This is a genomic window from Blautia sp. CAG:237 (assembly GCF_000436615.1).
Taxonomy (GTDB): Bacteria; Bacillota; Clostridia; order Lachnospirales; family Lachnospiraceae; genus Blautia_A; species Blautia_A intestinihominis.
In genome coordinates this window covers 1-23,901 of the sequence record NZ_FR886765.1, presented here as the reverse complement: position 1 = coordinate 23,901, position 23,901 = coordinate 1, and the positions used below count along the sequence as shown (strand labels likewise).

The window sequence follows — 23,901 nt, the reverse complement described above, 5'->3', positions numbered from 1 at the left end:
TCGGAGTTCAGATTCTGAAGGATTTTGATTAATTCATTTATTTCTTTCGGGTAACTCATATGCTGGTTAAAAAAATCTCCAGGAGTGATTTTGAGATAATCACAAATATAGAAAAAGACCTGCATAGATGGATAAGCTTTCTGATTTTCAATTCGATTTATGTAACTGGGATTCTGACCAAGATCAAGGCTCATTTCTCTGGCAGAGATTTCTTCATCCGTTCTTAACTGCGCAAGCCGTGTGCTGAAACTTTCCTTCGTATTCATATCACAAATTCTCCTTTTTGTGACATTTTATATCACTAACTTACTGGAAACAGGATATATAAAACCTGAAATATAAAAAGCAAGATATATAATACTTAATTTTGGAAAAATATGGAATAAAACCAGAGACAAAATTATCTTTGGAAGAGAAATATTGGAGATACTGGTAAGATTAAAGAGCGTTTCGTTCTTGCGTAATGCCAGACTTAAATTAAGTGATATATTACACATAATGACTTAATTATAAAAAACTAAAACACTTGAGACTAAGGAACGGTGATGTTTTGTGAGTATGTATCAGAGCGAGCGTGAGGTGGCAGTGAAAAGGCTGCAGAAGGGGATTTTGGAGAAGAAAACAGAACTTGATAAATTATTGTGGGATGCACTTCTGGCAGGGCAGGGGGAGTTTTTTAATACTTCATCGGGGCTTCCGTTTTCTTATGTTGTGAAGAGAAAGCGAAACGGGGAATACAGTGGAGAACTGCTGGTGTCCCGTAAGGAAAGCAGCAAAACTCTGACTCGAAGTTCTGTGCTTCTGGCGTTTCACAAAGTGATCGATGCAACTCAGATTTGTGATATAGATGGAAAAGCAGAGCTGATCCTGCCGGAATATAAAGGACCGAAGGCGATAGGGCAGATTTTTGGTATTTCTTACATATATAGTATTTTCTGGAAGTTCGAGCTGATCAGAGTTCCGGCGAAAGTGCAGGAGAAGCTAATGAACATTAAATAAGTGTCAGCGGGTCTCTTTAGCTTGTCAGACAAACGCCCAGACAATGGCAGCCGATAAAACGTATGCGGCATTGTCTGGGCATTCTAAATGCTTATGTAATTATCTGATAAACAATAACCCTTATTTCAGGATTTCATCCTTCTTCTCAAGCAGTGCTTCACACGCTGCACATGCAGGGCAGTCGCAGTATTTTGCTCCGTTGGATTTGATCTCTTTGGCGTGGATCAGGATGTTTTTTGCACCTTCTTCACCGAAAACTTTGGCACCCATATCGGACTCTGCGAAAGCAATCAGACCGTCGATCGGCATGATGTCTTCTTCAAGTTCTGCTACGAATGTTTTGGCAGCAGCAGCTTCATTTTCGCTGCCGATAGCATCGAGATAATTCTGTGCAGTTTCTTTGACTTCGGCACATGCGGATGGTGCTGCGAGCAGGTCTTCTGTTAATTCACGGATTGTTTTGGACATGATAAAATCTCCCTTCCTATGTTGTATATTGATAACTCTATTATAGCGCGAAATCGACAAAAGGAAAAGCTGAAAAAGTTTAGATAACCTCTTCAGCTCTTTTTAAAGAAAAAAGCAGGCTTCCATAGGAATACTGCTTTACAGATTTAGTATATCAGAGAAAAAGAGAAAATAAATATGAAACGTGCATGTTTGTGTTTATATACAAACCAGAAAGCTGCGGAATGCAAAGTTGTTAATTTTTTCTCTTGACAAAAGCTTTTTTTGGAGATATACTTTGACAATCAAAATATTCTAAAATCAAAACAAATTAGGAATATGAGGAAACAACTATTATGAATAAAGAACAGACCATAACCGGAGTCATCCGGGGAACGGGAGCCTGTGTCCCTGAGAGAGTTCTGGATAACAATGAGATCGCAGGTTTTGTAGATACCAGTGATAAATGGATCCGGGAACGGACTGGTGTGGAGCGACGGCGCATTGTGGAAAAGGAAACGACAGTTTCCATGGCAGCGGAAGCAGGCCGCCAGGCACTTGAGGAAGCCGGAGTTTCACCGGAAGAAGTAGATATGATTCTGGTGGCAACGGGTTCAGCTGACCGGGTTTTTCCATGTACAGCCTGTCAGGTACAGGAAATACTTGGAGCGGTCAGAGCAGTCGGATTTGATCTCAATGCTGCGTGCAGCGGATTTCTTTTTGCTTATAATACTGCCCAGGCTTATATCTCATCCGGAATCTGCCGGACGATCCTGGTCATAGGAAGTGAGAGTCTTTCCAGACTGGTGGACTGGACGGATCGCGGAACCTGCATCCTGTTTGGAGATGGGGCCGGAGCGGTTCTTCTAAAGGCAGCAGAGGGCAAGAGCTACCGACCGGCGGCACACTCCGATGGAAAAGGCGGATCGGCACTTACCGGACCGGGAGCCGCAGGCAGAATCCGAAGTATTGACAGAGACTGCAAAGAAGCAAAAACAGAATACATTACCATGAATGGCAAGGATGTCTTTCAGTTTGCGGTCCGCAATGTTCCGCAGGTGATACAGGAAGTTTTGAAAGAAAATGAACTTTCTATAGAGGACATTGACTGGTTTGTTCTTCACCAGGCGAATGCGAGGATCGTGGATGCAGTTGCGAGGCGGCTTCGCCTGGATATCGGGAAGTTTCCAATGAACCTTCAGGATTATGGAAATACGTCATCCGCGAGCATTCCGATTTTGCTGAATGAACTGAACCGGAAGGGCGTCCTGAAAAAGGGACAGCGAATTATTCTGGCAGGATTCGGCGCCGGACTTTCGTGGGGAGCGAGTGTATTGGAATGGGAAATTGACAGCAATACGAAAGGATGAGGCAATTCGCAGATATCCAATATCGCAATATTAAATAGATACAGAAAAATAGAGATCATATAATTTTAAATTTATATAGAAAAAGGAGAAAACAAAAATGTTAGAAAAAATCATCGAACTTACAGCAGACACTTTAGGAGCAAACGCAGCAGAGATCACTGCAGAGACATCCTTCATGGATGATCTTCATGCAGATTCCCTTGATCTTTTTGAGCTGGCAATGGCACTTGAGGAAGAATTTTCTGTAGAGATTCCAAGTGAAGATCTTGAAAAGATCACAACCGTAGCAGACGCAATGAACTACCTGACAGAGCATCAGGCATAAGAGTCACAGGACAAGAGGATTTTATTATGAAAACAGAGATCACAGAATTATTAGGAATTGAATATCCGGTGATCCAGGGTGGCATGGCATGGGTTGCGGAATGTCATCTGGCAGCAGCTGTATCCAATGCAGGCGGTCTTGGACTGATTGCAGCAGGCGGTGCGCCGGCAGAATGGGTCAGAGAGCAGATCCGTGAGACAAAGAAACTGACAGACAAACCGTTTGGTGTCAATATCATGCTGATGAATCCGGAATCAGAAAAAGTTGCTAAGGTTATCGTGGAGGAAGGCGTCAAAGTCGTTACCACAGGAGCCGGAAGCCCTGAGAAATACATGGCAGACTGGAAAGCAGCCGGAGTCAAAGTTATCCCGGTCGTTGCATCCGTAGCACTTGCAAAACGTATGGAACGCTGCGGTGCAGATGCGGTCGTTGCCGAAGGCTGTGAGGCAGGCGGTCATATCGGAGAGCTTACCACAATGGTACTGGTTCCACAGGTCGTTGACGCAGTGAAGATTCCGGTGATCGCAGCAGGCGGTATCGCAGATGGCAGAGGAATGGCAGCAGCATTCATGCTTGGCGCAAAAGGAATCCAGATGGGAACCGTTTTTGCAGCATCCAAAGAATCTGTGATCCATGAAAATTATAAAAACAGCATCATCAAAGCAAAAGACATCGACAGTCGTGTAACAGGAAGAAGCACCGGACATCCGATCCGTGTTCTCCGTAACGACATGGTCCGCAGATATCTGGAACTGGAAAAAGCAGGCGCACCGTTTGAGGAACTGGAACAGCTTACTCTGGGAAGCCTCAGAAAAGCCGTTCAGGAAGGTGATGCAAAGAACGGAAGCCTGATGGCAGGTCAGATTGCAGGCATGATCAAAGAGGAACGTTCCTGTGAAGACATCATCAAAACAACTGTTGTCGATGCAGGCAAGCTGATGAACGGGGTAAATGCAGATGAGTAAGATCGCTTTTATTTATCCGGGACAGGGCGCACAGGCAGTTGGAATGGGAAAGGATTTTTATGAAAAAAGTCCTCTGTCCAAAGCCGTTTTTGATCAGGCATCTGAAGCGGTAGATCTTGACCTTAAGAAACTTTGTTTCGAAGAAAATGATCTTTTGGACAAAACAGAATATACACAGGTAGCGATGGTAACAGCCTGTCTTGCAATGACGAGAGCTGTCGAAGCAATGGGACTTCATGCGGATATGACAGCGGGCTTAAGCCTTGGTGAATACTGTGCGATCGCAGTGGCAGGCGGAATGTGCGACATGGATGCAGTACGCACTGTTCGCTCCAGAGGGATTTTTATGGAACATGCAGCACCGGAAGGAACCGGGGCAATGTCCGCAGTACTCGGACTTGATGCAGCAGTCATTGAGGATGTCTTAAATGGCAGAGAGGGCGTTTCCATTGCAAACTACAACTGCCCGGGACAGATTGTCATTACCGGTGAAGCGAAAGCAGTTGCCGAGGCGGGAACAGCTCTCAAAGAGGCAGGTGCAAGAAGGGTACTTCCGCTTAAAGTAAGTGGACCTTTCCATTCACCGATGATGAGACCGGCAGGAGAAGAACTGGCGAAGGTTTTTGCCGGAGTCAGTATGAATCCCCTGAAAGTTCCGTATGTGGCGAACATCAACGCAGAGGTAATTACAGACTGCGGAAAGATCGAAGAACTTCTGGTAGCGCAGGTCAGCGGATCTGTCCGCTGGCAGCAGAGTGTGGAGACCATGATCCGCGAAGGCGTGGATACCTTCGTAGAGATCGGACCGGGCAAAACACTGACAGGATTCCTTCGAAAGATCGATAAAAATGTAAAATCCTATCACATTGGAAGCTGGGAAGAAGCTGTTTTGGTGTGTGAGGAACTTAAATAAGGAGAAAATAAGTGGCAGAGCAGAATAAAAAGAAAGTTGCTGTTGTAACAGGTGCTTCCAGAGGAATCGGAAGAGCCATTGCCCTGGAACTTGCGTCGAGAGGTGCAACAGTTGTGATCAATTATAACGGTTCTCTGGAACGTGCAGAAGAAGTGCAGAAAGAAATTGAGGAAAAAGGCGGCGAAGCAGAGATCAGACAGTGGAATGTCGCTGATCATAAAGCCTGCGAAAGTGCTGTAAAAGATATCGTAAAGACACATGGAAGTATTGATATCCTGGTGAACAATGCAGGAATCACAAAGGATGGCCTTCTGATGGGAATGTCAGAAGCAGATTTTGACAGTGTGATCGATGTCAACCTCAAGGGAACTTTTAATATGATGCGTTTTGTTTCCAGACAGATGCTCCGCCAGCGCAGCGGACGTATCATCAGCATGGCATCTGTAGTTGGAATTGCCGGAAATGCAGGACAGGCAAACTACGCGGCATCCAAGGCAGGGATCATCGGCATGACAAAGAGTGCGGCGAGAGAACTTGCATCCCGTGGAATTACTGTAAATGCAGTGGCACCGGGATTTATTGAGACAGAAATGACAGCAGTATTATCCGAAGAAGTAAAAAAAGCATCTGCCGCACAGATTCCGCTCGGACATTTTGGCAAGCCGGAGGATATCGCAAAAACAGTCGCTTTTCTGGCATCTGACGATGCTGCATACATCACAGGACAGGTAATTCAGGTCGATGGAGGAATGGTCATATGAGTAAGAGAAGAGTCGTTGTCACCGGACTTGGTGCAGTTACCCCTATTGGAAATAATGTAAAGGATTTCTGGGCAGGGATCCGCGAGGGAAAAGTCGGCATCGGACCGATCACGAAGTTTGATACCACCGATTACAAAGTAAAGATTGCCGCAGAGGTGAAGGATTTTAACGCAAAAGACCATATGGATCCGAGATCTGCGAGACGTATGGATCCGTTCTGCCAGTATGCAGTGACGGCAGCAAAAGAAGCCCTGGAAGATTCCGGGATCGATATGGAAAAAGAAGATTCTTTCCGCGCAGGCGTGATCGTTGGCTCCGGTATCGGAAGTCTTCCGCAGGTAGAGAATAACTATGAAAAAATCCTCACCAAAGGACCTGGAAAAGTAAATCCTCTGATGGTACCGATGATGATCTCCAACATGGCAGCAGGAAATATCTCCATTCAGTTCGGACTCCGCGGCAAATGTACAGATGTTGTGACAGCCTGTGCTTCCGGAACTCATAGCATTGGTGATGCATTCCGCGCGATCCAGTACGGGGATGCCGAGATCATGCTGGCAGGTGGAACGGAAAGCTGTATCTGCCCGACAGGTGTTGCAGGTTTTACTGCCCTTACTGCCCTTACCAAAACAGAAGATGCCGCAAGAGCATCTATCCCGTTTGACAAAGACAGAAGTGGTTTTGTGCTTGGTGAAGGTGCCGGCATCGTGGTCCTTGAGGAACTGGAGCATGCGAAGGCAAGAAGCGCAAGGATTTACGCCGAGCTTGTCGGTTACGGTGCAACAGCTGATGCTTTCCATATCACTTCTCCGGCAGAGGACGGAGCAGGCGCAGCAAGAGCAATGGAACTGGCAATGGAAGAAGCCGGCGTACAGCCATCTGAGGTGGAATACATCAACGCACATGGAACAAGCACGCACCACAACGACCTGTTTGAGACAAGAGCGATCCACAAGGCATTTGGAGATGCGGCAAAAAATCTGGTTGTAAATTCAACCAAATCCATGATCGGACATCTGCTCGGTGCAGCTGGCGGTGTGGAATTTGTAACATGTGTAAAATCTCTGGAAGAGGGATTTATCCATCAGACCGTTGGAACCACAGAGCCGGATGAAGAGTGTGACCTGAATTATGCGATTGGTGCTCCGGTGGAAAAAGAGATCCGCTATGCAATGAGCAATTCTCTTGGTTTCGGCGGACACAATGCGACACTTCTTGTGAAGAAATACGAGGGTTGATAGATTATGGAGTTTGAAAATCTTCTTATATTAATAAAAACAGTATCAGATTCTGAACTGACAGATTTTGCTTACGAAGAAAACGGAACCAGCATTCATCTGAAGAAGAAAAAAGAAACGGTAGTGGTTGCAGGAAATCAGCCGGATGTGCCGATCGCGGGTCTTGCAGCAGCACAGGCAGCAGCCAGTCCGGCGACTGTAAATGCTGAAACTGTACAGGCAGCGTCCAGCGAGCCGGAGGGTATGATCGTAAAATCTCCTCTTGTGGGAACTTTTTATGCAGCACCGTCTGAGGATGCAGATCCGTTTGTTTCTGTTGGTGATCAGGTGAAAAAAGGCCAGACACTTGCCATCGTGGAAGCGATGAAACTGATGAACGAGATCGAAAGCGATTTCGACGGAAAAGTTGCAGAGATTTATGTGCAGAACGGACAGGCAGTGGAGTATGGACAGCCGTTGTTCCGGATTGTGTGAAGTAACTGGGGAGTATAGATCATGAATAAATTAGGTGTAAAAGAAATTGAACAGATTCTTCCTCACAGACATCCATTTCTTCTGGTGGATTATATCGAGGATTATGAACCGGGCAAATATGCCGTCGGTTATAAATGTGTGACATTCCGTGAGGACTTTTTCAGGGGACATTTCCCGCAGGAACCGGTCATGCCGGGTGTCCTGATGGTGGAAGCTCTTGCGCAGACAGGAGCTGTAGCAATCCTGAGCCTTGAAGAAAACAAAGGCAAGATCGCATATTTTGGCGGGATCAAAAACTGCAGATTCCGTGGAAAAGTTGTCCCGGGAGACAAGCTTCGACTGGAAACGACAATTATCAAATGCAAAGGACCGGTAGGTGTCGGTCATGCAGTTGCAAGTGTCGACGGCAAAGTGGTAGTTGATGCAGAACTGACTTTTATGATTGGATAGGTGACACACTATGATTAAAAAAGTGCTGATCGCGAATCGAGGGGAGATCGCGGTGCGGATCATCCGCGCATGCAGAGAAATGGGAATAGAGACAGTGGCTGTTTATTCAGAAGCGGACAGAGATGCGCTTCATACACAGCTTGCGGATGAGGCAGTCTGTATCGGACCGGCACCGTCATCCCAGAGCTACCTCAGCATGGAAAATATCATCAGTGCGACGATCGTTACAGGAGCCGATGCAATCCATCCGGGATTTGGTTTCCTTTCCGAAAACAGTCGTTTTGCAGAGCTTTGTGAGCAGTGTAATATTACTTTTATCGGACCGCCATCCAGTGTGATCGCAAGTCTTGGAAATAAACAGGCGGCAAAAAACACGATGGCAAATGCAGGTGTTCCGATCATTCCCGGCGGTAAAAATCCAATCTACACAGTAGAAGAGGGAATGAAAGAAGCAGAAACGATCGGGTATCCGGTCATCATCAAGGCTGCTCTCGGAGGCGGCGGCAAAGGAATGCGAGTTGCTGACACTCTGGCAGATTTTGAAGAAAGTTTCCGTACTGCACAGAAAGAAACGCAGATGGCTTTTGGCGATTCCACGATGTATGTGGAACATTTTGTGCGTCATCCAAGACATATCGAGTTTCAGATCATGGCAGATAAGTTTGGAAATGTGATCCATCTGGGAGAGCGTGACTGCTCCATCCAGCGAAATCATCAGAAGATGATCGAGGAGTCTCCGTGCGAGGTGATTTCCGATGATCTTCGTGCCAGAATGGGTGAGGCAGCAGTAAAAGCGGCAAAAGCAGCCGGGTATGAAAATGCCGGAACGATTGAATTCCTTCTTGATAAAGATGGCAGATTTTATTTCATGGAAATGAATACCCGAATCCAGGTGGAACATCCGGTCACAGAGTGGGTGACTGGCGTGGATCTTGTCAAAGAGCAGATCCGTATCGCTTCCGGACTTCCGCTTTCCTGCAAGCAGGAAGATATTCATCTTACCGGTCATGCGATCGAATGCAGGATCAATGCCGAAAACCCGTCCAAAGGTTTTCGACCGTCACCGGGAACGATCACAGACATGTATTTTCCGGGTGGAAAAGGAATCCGTATTGACTCTGCAGTGTACAGTGGATATACGATCCCGCCGTACTATGATTCCATGATCGCGAAGGTGATCGTGTGGGCAAAGAACCGTACCGAAGCGATCCGTAAGATGCAGAGTGCACTTGGTGAAGTGATCATTGAGGGGATCGACACCAACGTGGACTACCAGTATGAAATCCTGGATCACCCGGATTTTCAGTCCGGGAATACGGATGTAGAGTTTATCGAACGGATGGAAAGCAAAGCGAAGAAACTGGATGCGGAGAAGAGAGTGGGTTAAGATAACAGACAGGTGTCCGAAAATTCGGATTAACAGATATAACAGGAGTGAATGACCATGAAGTTGGACAACATGTTCAAAAAGACAAGAATTGTTTCCAGAATACAGAGCCATAATGCAGCCCGTGCTTCCAGACCAGAAGTGCCGGAAGGACTTCTTCGCAAATGCAACAAGTGCGGAGCGGCGATCATTGCAGAAGATGTAAAACAGGGAAATTATATCTGTCCGAAGTGTGGAGGATATTTTCGTATCCATGCATACCGAAGGATTCAGATGGTCATTGATGAGGGAACTTTTGAAGAGTGGGATCATGATCTGGCTGGTGGAAATCCTGTAAACTACAAAGGTTATCCGGAAAAAGTGCAGGCACTTCAAGAGAAAACAGGACTTAAGGAAGCGGTTGTCACAGGCAGGGGCAAAATAAACGGCAGAGAGGCCGTGATCGCAGTCTGCGACGGAAGATTTCTGATGGCGAGCATGGGCTGGGCTGTCGGTGAAAAAATCACCAGAGCAGTAGAGCGTGCAACGGAAGAAAAACTTCCGGTCATCATTTTTGCCTGTTCCGGCGGAGCCAGAATGCAGGAAGGCATTACATCTCTGATGCAGATGGCAAAGACATCGGCGGCACTGGAACGCCACAGTAAAGCAGGATTACTTTATGTGAGTGTTTTGACGGAACCTACGACTGGAGGTGTGACGGCAAGTTTTGCAATGCTGGGAGATATCATTCTGGCAGAACCGGGAGCACTGATCGGATTCGCAGGACCGCGTGTCATTGAGCAGACGATCCGCCAGAAACTGCCGAAGGGATTTCAGAGAGCAGAATTTCTTGTAGAGCACGGTTTTGTGGATGACATTGTAAGACGTGAGGATCTGAAAGAAACACTTGGAAAGATCCTGGAGATGCATGAGGGGCAGAGCGCAGACAGTACTTCGGAAAATGAAAAAGCTTCTTATATAAATAAGGATGAATTTTCACCGAAATCCGATGTTGCCCACGCAGGCATCAACCCGTACCTCACAGCCTGGGAACGTGTCCAGCTTTCACGAAAGACAGACCGTCCGTCCGGCAGTGATTATATAGAAGCACTTTTTACTGATTTCATGGAATTCCACGGAGACCGAAACTACGGAGATGACAGGGCAGTTATCGGCGGGATCGCAAAATTCCATGGAAGACCAGTCACTGTCATCGTGCAGGAAAAAGGAACCAACACAAAAGAAAATATCGCGCACAACTTTGGCATGCCGATGCCGGAAGGATACCGCAAAGCTCTTCGTCTGATGAAACAGGCAGAGAAATTTCACCGACCGGTCATCTGTTTCGTGGATACCCCGGGAGCATTTTGCGGGATCGAGGCAGAAGAACGGGGACAGGGCGAGGCAATTGCCCGTAATCTCCGGGAACTTGCCGGACTGAAGACGCCGGTTCTGTCTATCGTGACAGGCGAAGGCGGAAGCGGCGGTGCCCTTGCACTTGCGGCCGGAGATCAGGTATGGATGCTGGAAAACTCCGTGTATTCCATCCTTTCACCGGAAGGTTTTGCAAGCATCCTCTGGAAAGACAGCACCAAAGCCAAAGAAGCAGCAGCAGTTATGAAACTGACAGCATCTGACCTTTATCAGAAAGGCATCATCGAGCAGGTGATCCCGGAACCGGAGAATTTGACTCCTGAAAGTCTGTGGCAGGTGACAGAGCGTTTGGATGACAGAATCCGTGCTTTTCTTAAGCAGTATACAGTTCTGTCAGAAGAAGAACTCCTTGAAATGAGATATGCGCGTTTTCGCAAATTCTGATAAATTTCATAAAAAAAGAAACGTAGGACAGAATCCGCAATGTGTGACAAAATCGAACATATTGCGGATTTTGTCTATATAAAAAAAGACCGGATCTGGGATATAATGGATAATGAATTAAAAGATAACCAGGGTAAGGAGGAACTGTTTCATGAAAGAAGTGAAATCACCAAAGAAGCCATTGCTTTATTATTACGGAATCGTGCTTCTGGTCCTTGTCATTTTTAACGTGATCGTGACACCGATGATCACGAAGAGCATGGTCAGGGAAGTAGATTATGGAACTTTTATGTCAAAGATTGAAGACAAAAAGATTGAGGATGTCCAGATTGAGGACAATCAGATCCTTTTTACAGACAAGGATGACTCGAATATCGTTTACAAAACAGGTGTGATGGACGACCCGACTCTGACAGAGCGTCTTTACGATGCCGGAGCGAAGTTTTCCAAGGAGATCGATCAGCAGATATCACCGCTGGCAAGTTTTCTGCTCACAGGTATTCTTCCGCTGGTGATCTTTATCGCACTTGGCCAGTATATGGGCCGCAAAATGATGAACCAGGCGGGCGGCAAGAATTCTATGGCATTTGGAATGGGAAAAAGCAACGCCAAGGTTTATGTACCATCAACCGAAGGAATTCATTTCAGCGATGTTGCAGGTGAGGAAGAAGCAAAAGAAAATCTTCAGGAAATCGTTGATTATCTTCACAATCCGGAAAAATACACCAAAGTCGGTGCTTCCATGCCGAAAGGAGTCCTGCTCGTAGGCCCTCCAGGTACTGGTAAGACTATGCTGGCAAAAGCGGTAGCCGGAGAGGCTGATGTACCGTTCTTCTCCATGTCCGGTTCTGAATTTGTCGAGATGTTCGTCGGAATGGGCGCATCCAAAGTCCGTGATCTTTTCAGCCAGGCAAAAGAAAAGGCTCCTTGTATCGTATTTATCGACGAGATCGATGCCATCGGCAAGAAACGTGACGGTCAGATGGCAGGCGGCAATGATGAACGTGAGCAGACTCTGAACCAGCTTCTTACAGAGATGGATGGTTTTGGAGGAAACAATGGTGTTATCATTCTGGCAGCGACCAACCGTCCGGAATCTCTTGACCCGGCATTGACCCGTCCGGGACGTTTTGACCGCCGTGTACCTGTGGAACTTCCGGATCTTGAAGGCCGTGAAGCAATCCTTAAAGTACATGCAAAGAAAGTTCAGCTTTCTGATGATGTAGATTTCCATACGATCGCAAGAATGGCATCCGGAGCTTCCGGTGCGGAACTTGCCAATATTGTCAATGAAGCAGCTCTTCGTGCAGTCCGCGACAACCGCGAAGTTGTGACAGAAGCAGACCTTGAAGAGAGCATCGAAGTCGTTATCGCAGGATACCAGAAGAAAAATGCCGTACTTTCCGATCAGGAGAAGAGAGTTGTCGCATATCACGAGATCGGACATGCTCTTGTCGCAGCAATGCAGACACATTCCGCACCTGTCCAGAAGATCACGATCATTCCGAGAACTTCCGGTGCACTTGGTTATACCATGCAGGTAGAACAGGGGGATAAATACCTTCTGACAAAGAAAGAACTGGAAAACAAGATCGCGACTTTTACCGGTGGACGTGCCGCAGAGGAAGTTGTATTCGGCGAAGTGACCACAGGTGCTTCTAATGATATCGAGCAGGCGACCAAGATCGCACGTTCTATGATCACCCGTTATGGTATGAGCGATGATTTTGACATGGTGGCAATGGAAACGGTGACAAATCAGTACCTTGGTGGTGATGCATCTCTGGCATGCTCCGCAGATACGCAGAAAGAGATCGACCGTCAGGTAGTTGAACTCGTCAAGAGAGAACATGAAAAAGCGAAAAAGATCCTTCTGGACAACCGCCAGAAACTTGATGAACTTTCTAATTATCTCTATGAAAAAGAGACGATCACGGGAGATGAGTTTATGGCGATCCTGAACGGAAGTGAAACAAAGGAGGCGAACGATCATGAGAAGACAGTCTGACATTGGATGGACAGAGCTGATCTTGGGAATCGTTCTGATCATTCTTGGGATTTTTATCATTAAACAGCCGGTAGGCATTATTACCTGGATCGTAGTACTGTGTGGACTGATCGCAGTTTTCAGTGGAATCGCTGATATTGTTCTGTATGTTAAAATGGAACGTTTCACCGGTTTCGGACCGATCATTTCCCTTGTGACTGGAATTCTGGGTGTCATGGCAGGTTTTATGCTGATGGTACATCCGAGTGCAGGAACCTGGGCGATCGCAATGATCCTTCCGATCTGGATCATTGCACACTGTATTTCCAGACTTTCGCATCTGCAGTATATGAAGATGCATTTTGGAAGTACTTACTACACACTTTCCCTGATCCTGAATATTCTTGGGCTGATCGTCGGGATTATGCTGGTGTTCCGGCCGATGGTCACGATTCTTTCCATGGGAGTGCTGGTTGGCTCTTATCTGATCCTTGAGGGGATTGAGTGCGTAGTGACAGCATTCAGTGGAAAAAGATATTATCGTTGATCACAAAATCTTTACAACTACTTTAAAGTAAAATTAAAGTTCCACCTGTATAGTGTACTTATCGAAACGAACACAGAAAGGTGGAACTTTTTTATGAAGAAAAAATATGTAGCAGTAATGTTAGGATTAGTATTAAGTATGTCAACAGCAAGCGTTTACGCAGCAGGAAACTCCGCGGCGACAGCGGCAGAATCTACCGATAGTTCCTCGGACAGCAGCCGTCAGCTCAACATTAAAAGTCGGAAATCTTTCCCTTGACTGCACCACCTTTGAACTAAAATCCCCCACAGATGCGTGCAGACTGCCAAACAAGGAGTTTCAGGTCATGGAACTCCTTGCGGCAAACCCGAGTCAGGTGCTCTCAACAGACCGTAACGTGGAGATCAAAGCAGCACGAGGACAGGGCTATTATCTGGAGATACAGTCATGATACGGGATTTAAGAAAAAATTTATTCTAGTGGCAATGCTTTCGACCATGCTGGTGCTCACCGCCATCATGGGCGTTGTCAATTTCAGCAATTACAGAGAAATGCTGGACCGTGCAGATGAAATGACAGCACTTCTCGAACAGAACGACGGGAAATTCCCGGAGGAGCCGTCACGGCATGAGCAGGACGACACAGAGACTCCACCGGCGAAACCAGAGAATGATAAAAAAGACAAGAGTCGTTTTTCTGTGGAGACGCCATTTGAGACTCGCTATTTTACTGTGACTGTGGATGAGAACGGAGAAGTCACAGACTGTGATCTGGACAGGATCGCAGCGGTTGATGAGGAGACTGCCGAGGAATACACACAGACAGCTCAGCAAAAAAACAAAACCACAGGATTCCAGGGAATCTACCGCTACAGAGTGACGGAGACAGAAGACGGAGCAAAATACGTCTTTCTGCTGGTAGTGATCTTTTCCAGGATGGTATTCCGACCGGTAGAAGAGAGTATCCAGAAACAGAAACGCTTTATCACAGACGCGAGCCACGAGCTCAAGACACCACTGACGATCATCGATGCAAACACAGAGGTCATGGAAATGGAAAGCGGAGAATCCCAGTATCACGGCAGAGAACAAAAATGGCAGAGGATTAACGATTACCGTTATCTTATAAAAAAGGATCAGAGACGAAAAAATACCCGATGGACAAACTGCCCGCCGGGTATTTTTTCATTTTATTAAAAGAAAGTTTGGATTACAGTATATCATCTCTGCGGATATATCCAGGATGTCCTTCCTCAGCAATGATCTCATTGCCATGGATAACCCTGGCCCATTTATCCATAACCTGATTCTCAATGTGTGCATTCTCACCAACTACAGTATGAGCAAGTACAACACTGTTCTTAACGACAGCACCAGGTTTGATCTGGCAGCCACGTCCGATTACGGAGTTCTCTACGGTTCCTTCGATGATGCAGCCGTTGGAGATAACGGAATTCTTAACATCTGCTCCCTCAAGATACTGAGTCGGGCAGGAATCGTTGGTTCTGGTGTAGATTGGCCATTCCGGATTGAACAGTCCCTCAGCAGTCTTGATATCGATCAAAGAGAGGTTTGCATTGTAATAACTGTTAAAGTCAGTGATAGATGCAAAGTATCCTCTGTGTGCAATACCACGGATATCCAGATCTCCAAGAGAAGCTGCTACGATCTGCGGCAGAGTGTACATGGAAGAGATCTTTTTGGCTTTTTTGATGAGGTCAATGAAAAGCTCTTTGTTCATGATATAGGTATCCATGAAGATATTGCGTTTCTGAGCACTTCCGCGGTTCTTTTCGATGGATTCGACACCTTTCTGCTTGTTCAGGTTCAGGATATCGCAGTTCAGAAAAGATTCTCTTGCGTTATCAACGGAATGATACAGAAGAGAAATGTCCGCACCGGAATCAATATGTGCCTGAAGAAGTTCACTGTAGTTTGCAGCGTATACCATGTAAGCAGGAGCGATGATCACATAGGGTTCATGCATACGCTCGATGAATTCAAGGTTTTCAGCGAAAGCTGCGATATCTGTATTGTATACATCGTTCTCTGAGCTGTTCTGGGAGAACATAAGCTGGAGTTTACCACGCTTGGAGTTGATGTTGTAATGACGGCCGGTTCCGAGGTGCTCTACCAGAGAACGCGGTTTGTTCTTTACATATACCTGAATGCGGTCGATGCCGCTGTTGCTCATATTTGAAATAGGAAAGTCGATGACACGATATCTTCCAAGGAAGGAGAAAGCACCGATCGGACGATACTGCTGAAGTCCTCCTACATTAACATGGGATCCGGAAGATGTGACAATTCCAAATGCTCTTGCCATATTATTCTACCCCCTTTACACGTTTGGACACGAGTTCGATATTTTCACTGTCTGCGCTGCCGACAACAGCATCCTGACCGATCTTGACATTATCGGCAACAAGAGCACGCCGTACAACTGCGCCTGCAGCTACTTCTACGCCTGGCATCAGTACACTGTCGATGATCTTGGCACCTTCGCCGACCTTACATCCGGTGAACAGTACAGAATGATTTACTTCACCCTCTACAACACAGCCCTGGGTAATGAAGGCCTTATTTACTTTGGCGTTTGGTCCTATGTACTGAGGAAGAGCGGATGTGTCTTCTGTGTAGATCTTCCATGCCGGATCGTTCAGATTCAGTTCGTTGCGGGAATCGATAAGATCCATGTTTGCTTCCCAGAGAGAATCGATGGTTCCTACGTCCTTCCAGTAGCCTTTGAATTTGTAAGCTGCAAGTGTCTTCTTATCATTCAGGAGACATGGAATAACGTCCTTACCAAAGTCATGGTGAGAATCAGGATTCTTCATATCTGCAAGAAGGATCTTGCGAAGCAGTTTCCAGTTAAAGATATAGATACCCATAGATGCAAGATTGCTCTTCGGGTGTTCAGGTTTTTCTTCGAATTCAACGATACGTCCGTCACCGTCTGTGTTCATGATACCGAAACGGCTTGCTTCCTTCATCGGTACTTCGATAACAGCGATGGTAGCGTCTGCATTCATTTCCTTGTGGTAATCCAGCATCTTGTCATAATCCATCTTGTAGATATGGTCGCCGGAGAGAACCAGAAGATATTCTGGTGAGTATTTGTCAATAAAGTCGATATTCTGAGAAATAGCGTCAGCAGTACCTCTGTATACGTCCAGATCAGCATCGGCTTTTTCACGAGGCGGGAGAACGAAAACTCCGCTTTCTCTTGCATCAAGACCCCAACGACCGCCTGCTGCTACATAACTGTTCAGAAGGACAGATTCATACTGGGTAAGAACACCCACGATGTCGACACCGCTGTTAGCGCAGTTGCTTAACGGGAAATCAACGATGCGGTATTTACCGCCATATGAAACTGCCGGTTTGGCAACTTTGTTGGTAAGTTCATGGAGACGACTGCCACGGCCGCCAGCCAGGATCATCGCTAACATGTTGTTTTGTTTCATAGTGAACCCTCACTTTCCTTTAATAATGCTTGTATATCTCCTATTATACAATTTTTACAAAAACATTTCTACATTTTTGAGCAAAAAAGTCTATTTTATTGAAGAAAAAAATTGCGTGTTGTAAAGAATGCATTAAAAAAAATGAAAAAAAAGGAAAAATAAGTAAAAAACAAACAAAAATCATGTAAAATGCACTAAAATACTACAAAATACTACAAAATACGAATAAAAATTGTCGGAAACATCCATAAAACCACACCCGAAAGAGCGGAAAAACGGCAAACATTTTGCAATGACTGGACGGAAAAGAAGATATACGTTATAATAGCAACGTCAGGAAAAAGAAATAATATATGATTAGAATAAGAGGTATTCTGGTGAAAAGACGAGAAGATTTTAAACGCTTTGTTGTTTTCTGTCTGGCAAGCCTTGTGGTGATCGCCCAGACAGCTGTTTTTGCGTATATCTGGTACGATTTTTACCGTGGTCTGATCTTTGAACCTTTCTGGAGAAAAGGTAACTGGGTGCTGATCGCGATCTATGCCCTGATCAATGTCCTGTTTTCCAGATTATATGGAGGACTCAAGGTCGGTTACCTGAAGCGTATCGATGTATTTTATTCGATGACGATCGCGACGATCTGTACGAATGTTATCACATATTTCCAGATAACCCTGATTAACCGCTGGTTCCTTGATCCGTGGCCGATGGTGGAGATGACGCTGGTACAGTTTGTGATCATTCTGATCTGGATCTGGATGTCAAGATATATTTATTCCAGACTTTACCGTGCGCGTAAACTGCTGGTGATCTACGGGGACAGAGATCCGGGGGACCTGATCCACAAGATGAATTCCCGTAAGGATAAATATGACATCAGCGGCAAGGTTCACATTGATGCAGGAGAGAAAGAAATTTATCGATTGATGAAGGAATATGACGGAGTTATCATCTGGGATCTTCCTTCACAGATCAGGAACCGTTATCTGAAACACTGTTTTGCACATTCTATCCGTTGTTATCTGAGTCCGAAGATCTCGGATGTCATTCTGATGGGAAGTGAACGTATCCATCTTTTTGACACACCACTTCTGGTTGCTAAGAACATGGGACTTTCTGTGGAACAGCGTGCAGCCAAGAGACTTCTGGATATCGTAGTATCTGCGATTGGAATTGTTGTGGCATCTCCGATCATGCTGATCGCGGCATTGTGTGTCAAATTATACGACGGTGGTCCTGTATTTTATTTCCAGGAGAGACTTACTATTGGTGGCAAGCCGTTCAAGATCTGCAAATTCCGCAGTATGTGTGTGGATTCTGAGGAACATGGTGCGCGACTTGCATCCAAACATGATTCCAGGATCACACCGGTCGGTAAGGTCCTTCGTAATCTTCATCTGGACGAGCTTCCGCAGTTATTCAACGTCTTTAAGGGAGACATGTCCCTGGTAGGTCCGAGACCGGAACGTAAGACAATTATGCGTGAATATCGTAAGGAACTTCCGGAATTTTATTATCGTCTGAAAGTTAAAGCAGGACTTACCGGCTATGCACAGGTTTATGGCAAATATAATACGACACCATATGATAAACTCAAACTTGATCTCTTCTATATTGAGAACTATTCGTTTTTCCTCGATCTGAAACTTCTGTTGATGACAGTTAAGATCTTTTTCCAGAAGGAAGTTTCTGAGGGTGTAGATGATAATCAGGTAAATGCACTGAAAGATTCCGTAGAGGAAATTACAGGGGAGGATCTTCACCATGGCAGAACAGAAAACAGAGAATCAAAATGATCTCAGGAAACTTCAGCTTGTAGAGCTGGACATTCTGAAAGAATTCCTGAGAATATGCAAGAAACATCATCTGCGCTATTATGCACTCGGAGGAACACTGCTGGGTGCGGTCAGACATGAAGGCTTTATCCCGTGGGATGATGATATTGATGTGGGAATGCCGAGACCGGATTTCAGACGCTTCGAGAAGATCGCAGAGAAAGAACTTCCGGAATACCTTCATTACTGCAGCTTTAAGAAAACAGAAGGTTATCATCATTATGTACCGAGGATCACAGACAGCCGTGTCAAGGTGATCGATGAATCCGCAGCTGTTGATGCGGAAAAAGAAGCATGGATCGATATTTTTCCTCTGGATGGAATGCCGGGCAACAAATATCTTCGTAAATTTCATTGCTTCCGGCTTCTGATCGCAAGAGCGAGGGTAAATTATTCCCTGTTTTCGACAAACGTCGATCTCAAGCGCAAGAGACCGCTGCATGAACAGATCCTGATCAATGCAGGCAAGATCCTTCCGGTAGAGAAGATTTTCCGTACAGACAGAGAACTGAAGCGTCTGGATCGTATGATGCAGAAATATTCCTATGACAGTTCACCATATCTGGTAAATTTTATGGGGATCCACAAGCTCAAGGAAATGTTCCACAGGAAGCACTACGGTAAAGGTGCAGATTATCCGTTTGAGGATATTTCGCTGAGAGGACCGAAGGATTATGATTTTGTTCTCCGCCAGATGTACGGAGAGTACTGGAATCCGCCGTCCGCTCAGGAGATGAACCATCATAATACCAGAATTAAGGAGTGATCGTATGGGAACAGATTCAGAGATGACATATTCTGTTCTGATGGCGGTATATGGAAAAGAAAATCCGGAGTTTTTGCGGCAGAGCATTGAGAGCATGCTGAATCAGACTTTGCCTTTTTCAGATTTTGTACTTGTCTGTGACGGACCTTTGTCCCATGAACTGAATGAGGTAATCACATGGGCGCAGAAACAGATGGGAGAAAAGCTTCAGCTTATTCGCCTCAAGGAGAATAAAGGGCTGGGGAATGCCTTACATGTAGGCGTTCCAAGATGCCGCTGTTCTGTGATCGCCAGAATGGACAGTGACGACATCAGCAGACCAGATCGATGCGAGAGACAGTTCCGCATCATAGAACGTGATGGATATGATCTGGTGAGTGGTACTTTGCAGGAATTTTCCCGGAAACCGGGCGATATGGATCGCCTGAGAGTGCTGCCGAGGACTTCAGAGGAAATCCTGCAGTATGCCAAGAAGAGAAATCCTTTTAATCATCCATGTATGATGTTCCGCAGGGAGGCTGTTCTTCATGCGGGAAATTATCAGGACTTCCCGGGATTTGAGGATTATTATCTGTGGGTGCGTATGTTGCGTAAAGGGTGCAAGGGATATAATGTTCAGGAAGTGATTCTTGATATGCGTACCGGAAATGGAATGTATGACCGCAGAGGCGGCAGAGAGTATCTTCACTGGGTACTGCGTTTCCAGAGATATCTTTACTGTAAGAAATTTATTACCCGTAAGGAATATATTAAGAACTGTCTGGTCCGTACAACAGTCGGAATGATTCCGGGCGGAGCCAGGGAAAAGTTTTATCATCTTTTCTTAAGAAATGTCAAATAAGTTTATGTATAAAAAATGTGCTGATCACATCTGATGACCAGCACATTTTTTAGTTCTTCTCCATGAAGTCTACATATTCTTCAAGAACCGGCTTCGGCTCACCGATTCGTTTGATCTGTCCATCATGCATCCACATAACGGTATCACACAGTTCCTGAAGAGTCTCAATACTGTGGGATACGATGATAACAGTACGCTCCTTATTGGAGATCAGGCTTTTCATTTTGTTGTAACTCTTTTTCTTGAATTTCTGGTCACCGACACTTAAGACCTCATCGATCAGCATAATGTCTGTTTCCAGAATAGCGGTGATAGAGAATGCCAGCTTGGAGTACATACCACTTGAGTAGGTCCTTACAGGCATATCAATAAATTCACCAAGTTCAGCAAACTCAACAATTTCAGCTTCCTTTGCACGAACTTCCTCCTCGGAGAAACCAAGGAGCATACCGGAAAGAATGATATTCTCTCTTCCGGTCATTTCACGCTGGAAACCAACACCAATGGACAGAAGGGAAATGGAATGTCCCTTCAGATCGATCGTTCCGCTGTCCGGAGAAAAGATGCCGGCCAGAGCGTTCAATGTGGTGGACTTACCACATCCGTTCTTGCCAATGATTCCAAGGATCTCACCTTCACGAACATAGAAGGAGATTCCCTTTACAGCTACAAAACGGTCAGCCTTCTGACGGTGGAACTGTAACAGGTTCTTTTTGATAGAAGTTTTCTTGAGATTCTGGTAGCTGATGACCAGATCAGTAACTTCAATAGCATGTTTCTCTTCCATATTATATCACCTTTACATAACTGTTTTCATTTTTGTAGATCTTACGTACACCTAAGATACTGATGATAACTCCGACAACAAACCACATAAGAAGAAGTTTCCTGTGAGGTGTTTTGCCGTAGATCAGGCAGTCACGGGAGGCAGTCAACAAAAACGCAATAGGGTTTCCCTTTCCGATATAATCGTTGTAAGGTGCCGGGAGCCTGTCCATGATATTCCAGAATACACCGGTCAGATAAAACAGGAAACGCAGCACAATGTTCAGCACATTGGAAAGATCCTCTACAAATACTCCGTAATGAAGGAGAAAACAGGAAAATCCAAATACAATAACAATCAGAGTCATCAGAATAGGAATGAAATACAGAACATTCCAGGTTACAGGAACTCTGAATACAAGCATCATGGCGAGAATAATAAGAAGGGAAATACACATCTTAAATCCGTTAACGCCCATCTTGACAAAAAGAAGGATGAATTTCGGTATATATACTTTGGATACGATCGGCTTATTGGCCTTGATTACCTTGACACTCTGCAAAAGAGATTTATTAAAAAAGTCCCACAGAGTGATACCAATAAAGACGAAAATTGCAAAGTACTGCTGATTGGACTTGAAAACATATCCGAACATGAATACATAGATCAGCATAAAACAAAGAGGATCCAGTACCCACCACAGCCAGTTCAGATAGGAATTGGCTATTTCGGATTTTAACTGAGCCTTGGAAGAATAGATTGCGTACTTCCAGTACTTCTTCAAGTCATCCTTGAATCGATTAAACATAAAATCCGCTCCTATATTTATTTTTGATAAAATTATAGACCCCCAGAAAACTGAGGGCATTCGACTTTTTTATCATACACTACAGAGGGAACGTTGACAAGAGAAAACTTATTTTTATAAGAAATACTTCTATAAAAAAAAGCAAAACACTTGACTTCATGTATAAGGTGTGATAAACTAGACGGGCGACATGGAAGTTAGGTCTTTTTTTTATGCAAAAAATAAAAGAAAGACTCACGCAAATGAAAACACTGGAGGTGGAAGTTGTGCGCGTTAAGATTACATTGGCATGTACGGAGTGCAAGCAGCGTAACTACAATATGACCAAGGAGAAAAAGAATCATCCTGAGCGTCTTGAAACAAAGAAATATTGTAAGTTCTGCCGTACCCATACTCTGCACAAGGAAACAAAGTAATCACAAAGAATTAAGGTGACTGTTCACTTCGTGAGCAGTAACGAATTGTGAGGTTAGACTATGCAAGAGAAAGAAAAATCTGCTGGCACTGGTCAGAAGAAAAAATGGTTTCAGGGACTTCAATCGGAATTCAAAAAGATTGTCTGGGTTGACAGACCTACACTGGTTAAACAGACCATTGCGGTTGTTGCCATTACAGTAGTACTTGCTGTGATCATCAGTATTATGGATTCTGCAATCCTGGAAGGTGTAAATCTTTTAATGAAATAAGGATAACGGTGATTGTATGTCAGAAGCAAAATGGTATGTTGTTCATACTTATTCAGGGTATGAAAACAAAGTAAAAGCCAACATTGAAAAAACAATCGAAAACAGACACCTGGAAGACCAGATTCTGGAAGTTCGCGTTCCGCTGCAGGATGTAGTAGAGATGCGAAACGGTGCTGCAAAGCAGGTCCAGAAAAAAATGTTTCCGGGCTATGTGCTTCTCAACATGGTCATGAATGATGATACCTGGTATGTTGTTCGTAACACCAGAGGCGTTACCGGATTCGTAGGACCGGGATCCAAACCGGTTCCTCTTACAGAAGAAGAAATGCTTCCGTTAGGAATCAAGAAAGAAGACATTCAGGTAGATTTTGCAGAGGGTGACATGGTTGTCGTAACAGGCGGAGCCTGGAAGGACACCGCAGGCGTTATTTCTGCGCTCAGCACTCAGAAGCAGACGGTTACTATCAATGTTGAATTGTTTGGCCGCGAAACGCCGGTAGAAATAAGTTTCGCAGATATTAAGAAAGCGTAAACACATTCAAGTGGGAGGGAACAACCCCCGCCAATACCACATAGGAGGTGCCGAAAAATGGCAAAAAAAGTAACAGGCTATATTAAATTACAGATTCCTGCTGGTAAAGCAACTCCAGCACCACCGGTTGGTCCGGCTCTTGGACAGCACGGTGTAAACATTGTACAGTTCACAAAAGAGTTTAATGCAAGAACAGCAGATCAGGGAGATCTTATCATTCCTGTAGTTATCACTGTTTATGCAGACAGAAGTTTCAGCTTCATAACCAAAACTCCGCCGGCAGCAGTTCTTCTTAAGAAGGCAGCTAACATCAAATCCGGTTCCGGCGTACCGAACAAAACAAAAGTTGCAAAAGTAACAAAAGCTCAGGTTCAGGAAATCGCCGAACTGAAGATGAAAGACCTGAATGCAGCATCCCTTGAAGCAGCTATGAGCATGATCGCTGGTACTGCAAGAAGTATGGGAATCGAAGTAGTTGATTAATTTTAATATTAAATAGTAAGTGGGAGGGCGTTCCCCGCAAATACCACAGGAGGTTATAGAAATGAAACGAGGAAAGAAA

27 protein-coding genes are annotated in these 23,901 nt (G+C 45.1%); 21 read left to right on the top strand and 6 right to left on the bottom strand.

The window, feature by feature from the left end:
* The coding region (locus QZL69_RS12245) for a helix-turn-helix domain-containing protein (protein WP_291519611.1) at positions 1-266 on the bottom strand (266 nt) is incomplete at its 3' end.
* Between the two features lie 292 nt (positions 267-558).
* Between QZL69_RS12245 and QZL69_RS12240 the strand changes: the two genes are divergently transcribed.
* Positions 559-999, top strand: a complete 441-nt coding sequence (locus QZL69_RS12240; protein ID WP_022215491.1) for a hypothetical protein — start codon at positions 559-561, stop codon at positions 997-999.
* A gap of 120 nt (positions 1,000-1,119) precedes the next feature.
* On the opposite strand, the gene QZL69_RS12235 is transcribed toward QZL69_RS12240, so the two are convergent.
* A complete protein-coding gene (locus QZL69_RS12235; protein WP_022215490.1) occupies positions 1,120-1,467 on the bottom strand; it encodes a hypothetical protein in 348 nt (115 codons plus the stop codon).
* A gap of 335 nt (positions 1,468-1,802) precedes the next feature.
* Here QZL69_RS12235 and QZL69_RS12230 point away from each other — a divergent pair, with 335 nt between their 5' ends.
* The 13 genes from QZL69_RS12230 (at position 1,803) to QZL69_RS12170 (ending at position 14,835) form a co-directional block, all read left to right on the top strand.
* Complete coding sequence (locus tag QZL69_RS12230; protein ID WP_022215489.1) at positions 1,803-2,816, top strand: beta-ketoacyl-ACP synthase III; 1,014 nt, start codon at positions 1,803-1,805, stop codon at positions 2,814-2,816.
* Positions 2,817-2,913: 97 nt separating this feature from the next.
* Positions 2,914-3,141, top strand: a complete 228-nt coding sequence (gene acpP, locus QZL69_RS12225) for an acyl carrier protein (RefSeq protein WP_022215488.1) — start codon at positions 2,914-2,916, stop codon at positions 3,139-3,141.
* A gap of 26 nt (positions 3,142-3,167) precedes the next feature.
* Positions 3,168-4,106, top strand: a complete 939-nt coding sequence (gene fabK / locus QZL69_RS12220; protein WP_022215487.1) for an enoyl-[acyl-carrier-protein] reductase FabK — start codon at positions 3,168-3,170, stop codon at positions 4,104-4,106.
* Complete coding sequence (gene fabD / locus QZL69_RS12215; protein WP_173906891.1) at positions 4,099-5,019, top strand: ACP S-malonyltransferase; 921 nt, start codon at positions 4,099-4,101, stop codon at positions 5,017-5,019. The genes fabK and fabD overlap by 8 nt, the downstream gene beginning before the upstream one ends.
* Before the next feature lie 11 nt (positions 5,020-5,030).
* The gene (gene fabG, locus QZL69_RS12210; RefSeq protein ID WP_022215485.1) at positions 5,031-5,780 is read left to right on the top strand and encodes a 3-oxoacyl-[acyl-carrier-protein] reductase; all 750 of its coding nucleotides are present in this window, start codon (positions 5,031-5,033) and stop codon (positions 5,778-5,780) included.
* Positions 5,777-7,018: a beta-ketoacyl-ACP synthase II gene (gene fabF / locus QZL69_RS12205; RefSeq protein ID WP_022215484.1), complete on the top strand. Its 1,242-nt coding sequence runs from the start codon at positions 5,777-5,779 to the stop codon at positions 7,016-7,018. Before fabG ends, fabF begins: the two co-directional genes overlap by 4 nt.
* 6 nt (positions 7,019-7,024) lie before the next feature.
* A complete protein-coding gene (gene accB, locus QZL69_RS12200; protein WP_022215483.1) occupies positions 7,025-7,492 on the top strand; it encodes an acetyl-CoA carboxylase biotin carboxyl carrier protein in 468 nt (155 codons plus the stop codon).
* Between the two features lie 21 nt (positions 7,493-7,513).
* Positions 7,514-7,942: a 3-hydroxyacyl-ACP dehydratase FabZ gene (fabZ, locus tag QZL69_RS12195; RefSeq protein ID WP_022215482.1), complete on the top strand. Its 429-nt coding sequence runs from the start codon at positions 7,514-7,516 to the stop codon at positions 7,940-7,942.
* Between the two features lie 10 nt (positions 7,943-7,952).
* Positions 7,953-9,329, top strand: coding sequence for an acetyl-CoA carboxylase biotin carboxylase subunit (locus tag QZL69_RS12190; protein WP_022215481.1), 1,377 nt, complete (start codon positions 7,953-7,955; stop codon positions 9,327-9,329).
* 57 nt (positions 9,330-9,386) lie between these two features.
* Positions 9,387-11,126, top strand: a complete 1,740-nt coding sequence (locus QZL69_RS12185) for an acetyl-CoA carboxylase carboxyl transferase subunit (RefSeq protein ID WP_022215480.1) — start codon at positions 9,387-9,389, stop codon at positions 11,124-11,126.
* Positions 11,127-11,277: 151 nt separating this feature from the next.
* Positions 11,278-13,134 carry an ATP-dependent zinc metalloprotease FtsH gene (gene ftsH / locus QZL69_RS12180; protein WP_022215479.1) on the top strand — a complete coding sequence of 619 codons (1,857 nt, stop codon included), beginning with the start codon at positions 11,278-11,280 and terminating at the stop codon, positions 13,132-13,134.
* A complete protein-coding gene (locus tag QZL69_RS12175) occupies positions 13,118-13,660 on the top strand; it encodes an HdeD family acid-resistance protein (protein ID WP_022215478.1) in 543 nt (180 codons plus the stop codon). The genes ftsH and QZL69_RS12175 overlap by 17 nt, the downstream gene beginning before the upstream one ends.
* 464 nt (positions 13,661-14,124) lie before the next feature.
* Positions 14,125-14,835, top strand: a complete 711-nt coding sequence (locus tag QZL69_RS12170) for a histidine kinase dimerization/phospho-acceptor domain-containing protein (protein ID WP_022215475.1) — start codon at positions 14,125-14,127, stop codon at positions 14,833-14,835.
* A gap of 13 nt (positions 14,836-14,848) precedes the next feature.
* On the opposite strand, the gene glgD is transcribed toward QZL69_RS12170, so the two are convergent.
* Positions 14,849-15,964, bottom strand: a complete 1,116-nt coding sequence (gene glgD / locus QZL69_RS12165; protein ID WP_022215474.1) for a glucose-1-phosphate adenylyltransferase subunit GlgD — start codon at positions 15,962-15,964, stop codon at positions 14,849-14,851.
* Between the two features lies 1 nt (position 15,965).
* Positions 15,966-17,105 carry a glucose-1-phosphate adenylyltransferase gene (locus QZL69_RS12160; RefSeq protein ID WP_022215473.1) on the bottom strand — a complete coding sequence of 380 codons (1,140 nt, stop codon included), beginning with the start codon at positions 17,103-17,105 and terminating at the stop codon, positions 15,966-15,968.
* Between the two features lie 377 nt (positions 17,106-17,482).
* Between QZL69_RS12160 and QZL69_RS12155 the strand changes: the two genes are divergently transcribed.
* The 3 genes from QZL69_RS12155 to QZL69_RS12145 are packed head-to-tail and all read left to right on the top strand — an operon-like array spanning position 17,483 to position 20,547.
* On the top strand, positions 17,483-18,901 hold the full coding sequence (locus QZL69_RS12155) for a sugar transferase (protein ID WP_022215472.1): 1,419 nt from the start codon (positions 17,483-17,485) through the stop codon (positions 18,899-18,901).
* Positions 18,870-19,706, top strand: coding sequence for a LicD family protein (locus QZL69_RS12150; protein ID WP_022215471.1), 837 nt, complete (start codon positions 18,870-18,872; stop codon positions 19,704-19,706). The genes QZL69_RS12155 and QZL69_RS12150 overlap by 32 nt, the downstream gene beginning before the upstream one ends.
* Before the next feature lie 4 nt (positions 19,707-19,710).
* Entirely contained in the window at positions 19,711-20,547 is an 837-nt protein-coding gene (locus tag QZL69_RS12145) for a glycosyltransferase (protein ID WP_022215470.1), read from the top strand.
* Between the two features lie 49 nt (positions 20,548-20,596).
* Here the strand turns inward: QZL69_RS12145 and QZL69_RS12140 are convergent, their stop codons facing one another.
* Positions 20,597-21,334 (bottom strand): ABC transporter ATP-binding protein, encoded by a 738-nt coding sequence (locus tag QZL69_RS12140; protein WP_022215469.1) that lies wholly within the window; start codon positions 21,332-21,334, stop codon positions 20,597-20,599.
* Between the two features lies 1 nt (position 21,335).
* Positions 21,336-22,121 carry an ABC transporter permease gene (locus tag QZL69_RS12135; RefSeq protein ID WP_022215468.1) on the bottom strand — a complete coding sequence of 262 codons (786 nt, stop codon included), beginning with the start codon at positions 22,119-22,121 and terminating at the stop codon, positions 21,336-21,338.
* 266 nt (positions 22,122-22,387) lie between these two features.
* On the opposite strand from QZL69_RS12135, the gene rpmG reads away from it, so the two are divergent.
* Genes rpmG through rplK form a run of 4 tightly spaced genes read left to right on the top strand, consistent with a single transcriptional unit; the run spans position 22,388 to position 23,822 of the window.
* Positions 22,388-22,537, top strand: a complete 150-nt coding sequence (rpmG, locus tag QZL69_RS12130; RefSeq protein ID WP_044925727.1) for a 50S ribosomal protein L33 — start codon at positions 22,388-22,390, stop codon at positions 22,535-22,537.
* Positions 22,538-22,597: 60 nt separating this feature from the next.
* A complete protein-coding gene (gene secE, locus QZL69_RS12125) occupies positions 22,598-22,807 on the top strand; it encodes a preprotein translocase subunit SecE (protein ID WP_022215466.1) in 210 nt (69 codons plus the stop codon).
* Between the two features lie 16 nt (positions 22,808-22,823).
* Positions 22,824-23,339, top strand: a complete 516-nt coding sequence (nusG, locus tag QZL69_RS12120) for a transcription termination/antitermination protein NusG (RefSeq protein WP_022215465.1) — start codon at positions 22,824-22,826, stop codon at positions 23,337-23,339.
* Positions 23,340-23,396: 57 nt separating this feature from the next.
* Positions 23,397-23,822 (top strand): 50S ribosomal protein L11, encoded by a 426-nt coding sequence (gene rplK, locus QZL69_RS12115; protein ID WP_015540664.1) that lies wholly within the window; start codon positions 23,397-23,399, stop codon positions 23,820-23,822.
* Positions 23,823-23,901 lie beyond the last annotated feature (79 nt).

What these genes read in the sequence shown, in the direction of transcription:
- fabD (WP_173906891.1), top strand. Translation starts at nt 4,099, where the DNA reads ATGAGTAAGATCGCTTTTATTTATCCGGGACAGGGCGCACAGGCAGTT.
- QZL69_RS12150 (WP_022215471.1), top strand. Translation starts at nt 18,870, where the DNA reads ATGGCAGAACAGAAAACAGAGAATCAAAATGATCTCAGGAAACTTCAG.
- QZL69_RS12175 (WP_022215478.1), top strand. Translation starts at nt 13,118, where the DNA reads ATGAGAAGACAGTCTGACATTGGATGGACAGAGCTGATCTTGGGAATC.
- QZL69_RS12185 (WP_022215480.1), top strand. Translation starts at nt 9,387, where the DNA reads ATGAAGTTGGACAACATGTTCAAAAAGACAAGAATTGTTTCCAGAATA.
- QZL69_RS12135 (WP_022215468.1), bottom strand. Translation starts at nt 22,121, where the DNA reads ATGTTTAATCGATTCAAGGATGACTTGAAGAAGTACTGGAAGTACGCA.
- accB (WP_022215483.1), top strand. Translation starts at nt 7,025, where the DNA reads ATGGAGTTTGAAAATCTTCTTATATTAATAAAAACAGTATCAGATTCT.
- fabF (WP_022215484.1), top strand. Translation starts at nt 5,777, where the DNA reads ATGAGTAAGAGAAGAGTCGTTGTCACCGGACTTGGTGCAGTTACCCCT.
- QZL69_RS12160 (WP_022215473.1), bottom strand. Translation starts at nt 17,105, where the DNA reads ATGAAACAAAACAACATGTTAGCGATGATCCTGGCTGGCGGCCGTGGC.
- QZL69_RS12230 (WP_022215489.1), top strand. Translation starts at nt 1,803, where the DNA reads ATGAATAAAGAACAGACCATAACCGGAGTCATCCGGGGAACGGGAGCC.
- acpP (WP_022215488.1), top strand. Translation starts at nt 2,914, where the DNA reads ATGTTAGAAAAAATCATCGAACTTACAGCAGACACTTTAGGAGCAAAC.
- rplK (WP_015540664.1), top strand. Translation starts at nt 23,397, where the DNA reads ATGGCAAAAAAAGTAACAGGCTATATTAAATTACAGATTCCTGCTGGT.
- nusG (WP_022215465.1), top strand. Translation starts at nt 22,824, where the DNA reads ATGTCAGAAGCAAAATGGTATGTTGTTCATACTTATTCAGGGTATGAA.
- glgD (WP_022215474.1), bottom strand. Translation starts at nt 15,964, where the DNA reads ATGGCAAGAGCATTTGGAATTGTCACATCTTCCGGATCCCATGTTAAT.
- fabZ (WP_022215482.1), top strand. Translation starts at nt 7,514, where the DNA reads ATGAATAAATTAGGTGTAAAAGAAATTGAACAGATTCTTCCTCACAGA.
- QZL69_RS12240 (WP_022215491.1), top strand. Translation starts at nt 559, where the DNA reads ATGTATCAGAGCGAGCGTGAGGTGGCAGTGAAAAGGCTGCAGAAGGGG.
- QZL69_RS12190 (WP_022215481.1), top strand. Translation starts at nt 7,953, where the DNA reads ATGATTAAAAAAGTGCTGATCGCGAATCGAGGGGAGATCGCGGTGCGG.
- QZL69_RS12140 (WP_022215469.1), bottom strand. Translation starts at nt 21,334, where the DNA reads ATGGAAGAGAAACATGCTATTGAAGTTACTGATCTGGTCATCAGCTAC.
- secE (WP_022215466.1), top strand. Translation starts at nt 22,598, where the DNA reads ATGCAAGAGAAAGAAAAATCTGCTGGCACTGGTCAGAAGAAAAAATGG.
- QZL69_RS12145 (WP_022215470.1), top strand. Translation starts at nt 19,711, where the DNA reads ATGGGAACAGATTCAGAGATGACATATTCTGTTCTGATGGCGGTATAT.
- QZL69_RS12170 (WP_022215475.1), top strand. Translation starts at nt 14,125, where the DNA reads ATGCTTTCGACCATGCTGGTGCTCACCGCCATCATGGGCGTTGTCAAT.
- ftsH (WP_022215479.1), top strand. Translation starts at nt 11,278, where the DNA reads ATGAAAGAAGTGAAATCACCAAAGAAGCCATTGCTTTATTATTACGGA.
- fabK (WP_022215487.1), top strand. Translation starts at nt 3,168, where the DNA reads ATGAAAACAGAGATCACAGAATTATTAGGAATTGAATATCCGGTGATC.
- QZL69_RS12235 (WP_022215490.1), bottom strand. Translation starts at nt 1,467, where the DNA reads ATGTCCAAAACAATCCGTGAATTAACAGAAGACCTGCTCGCAGCACCA.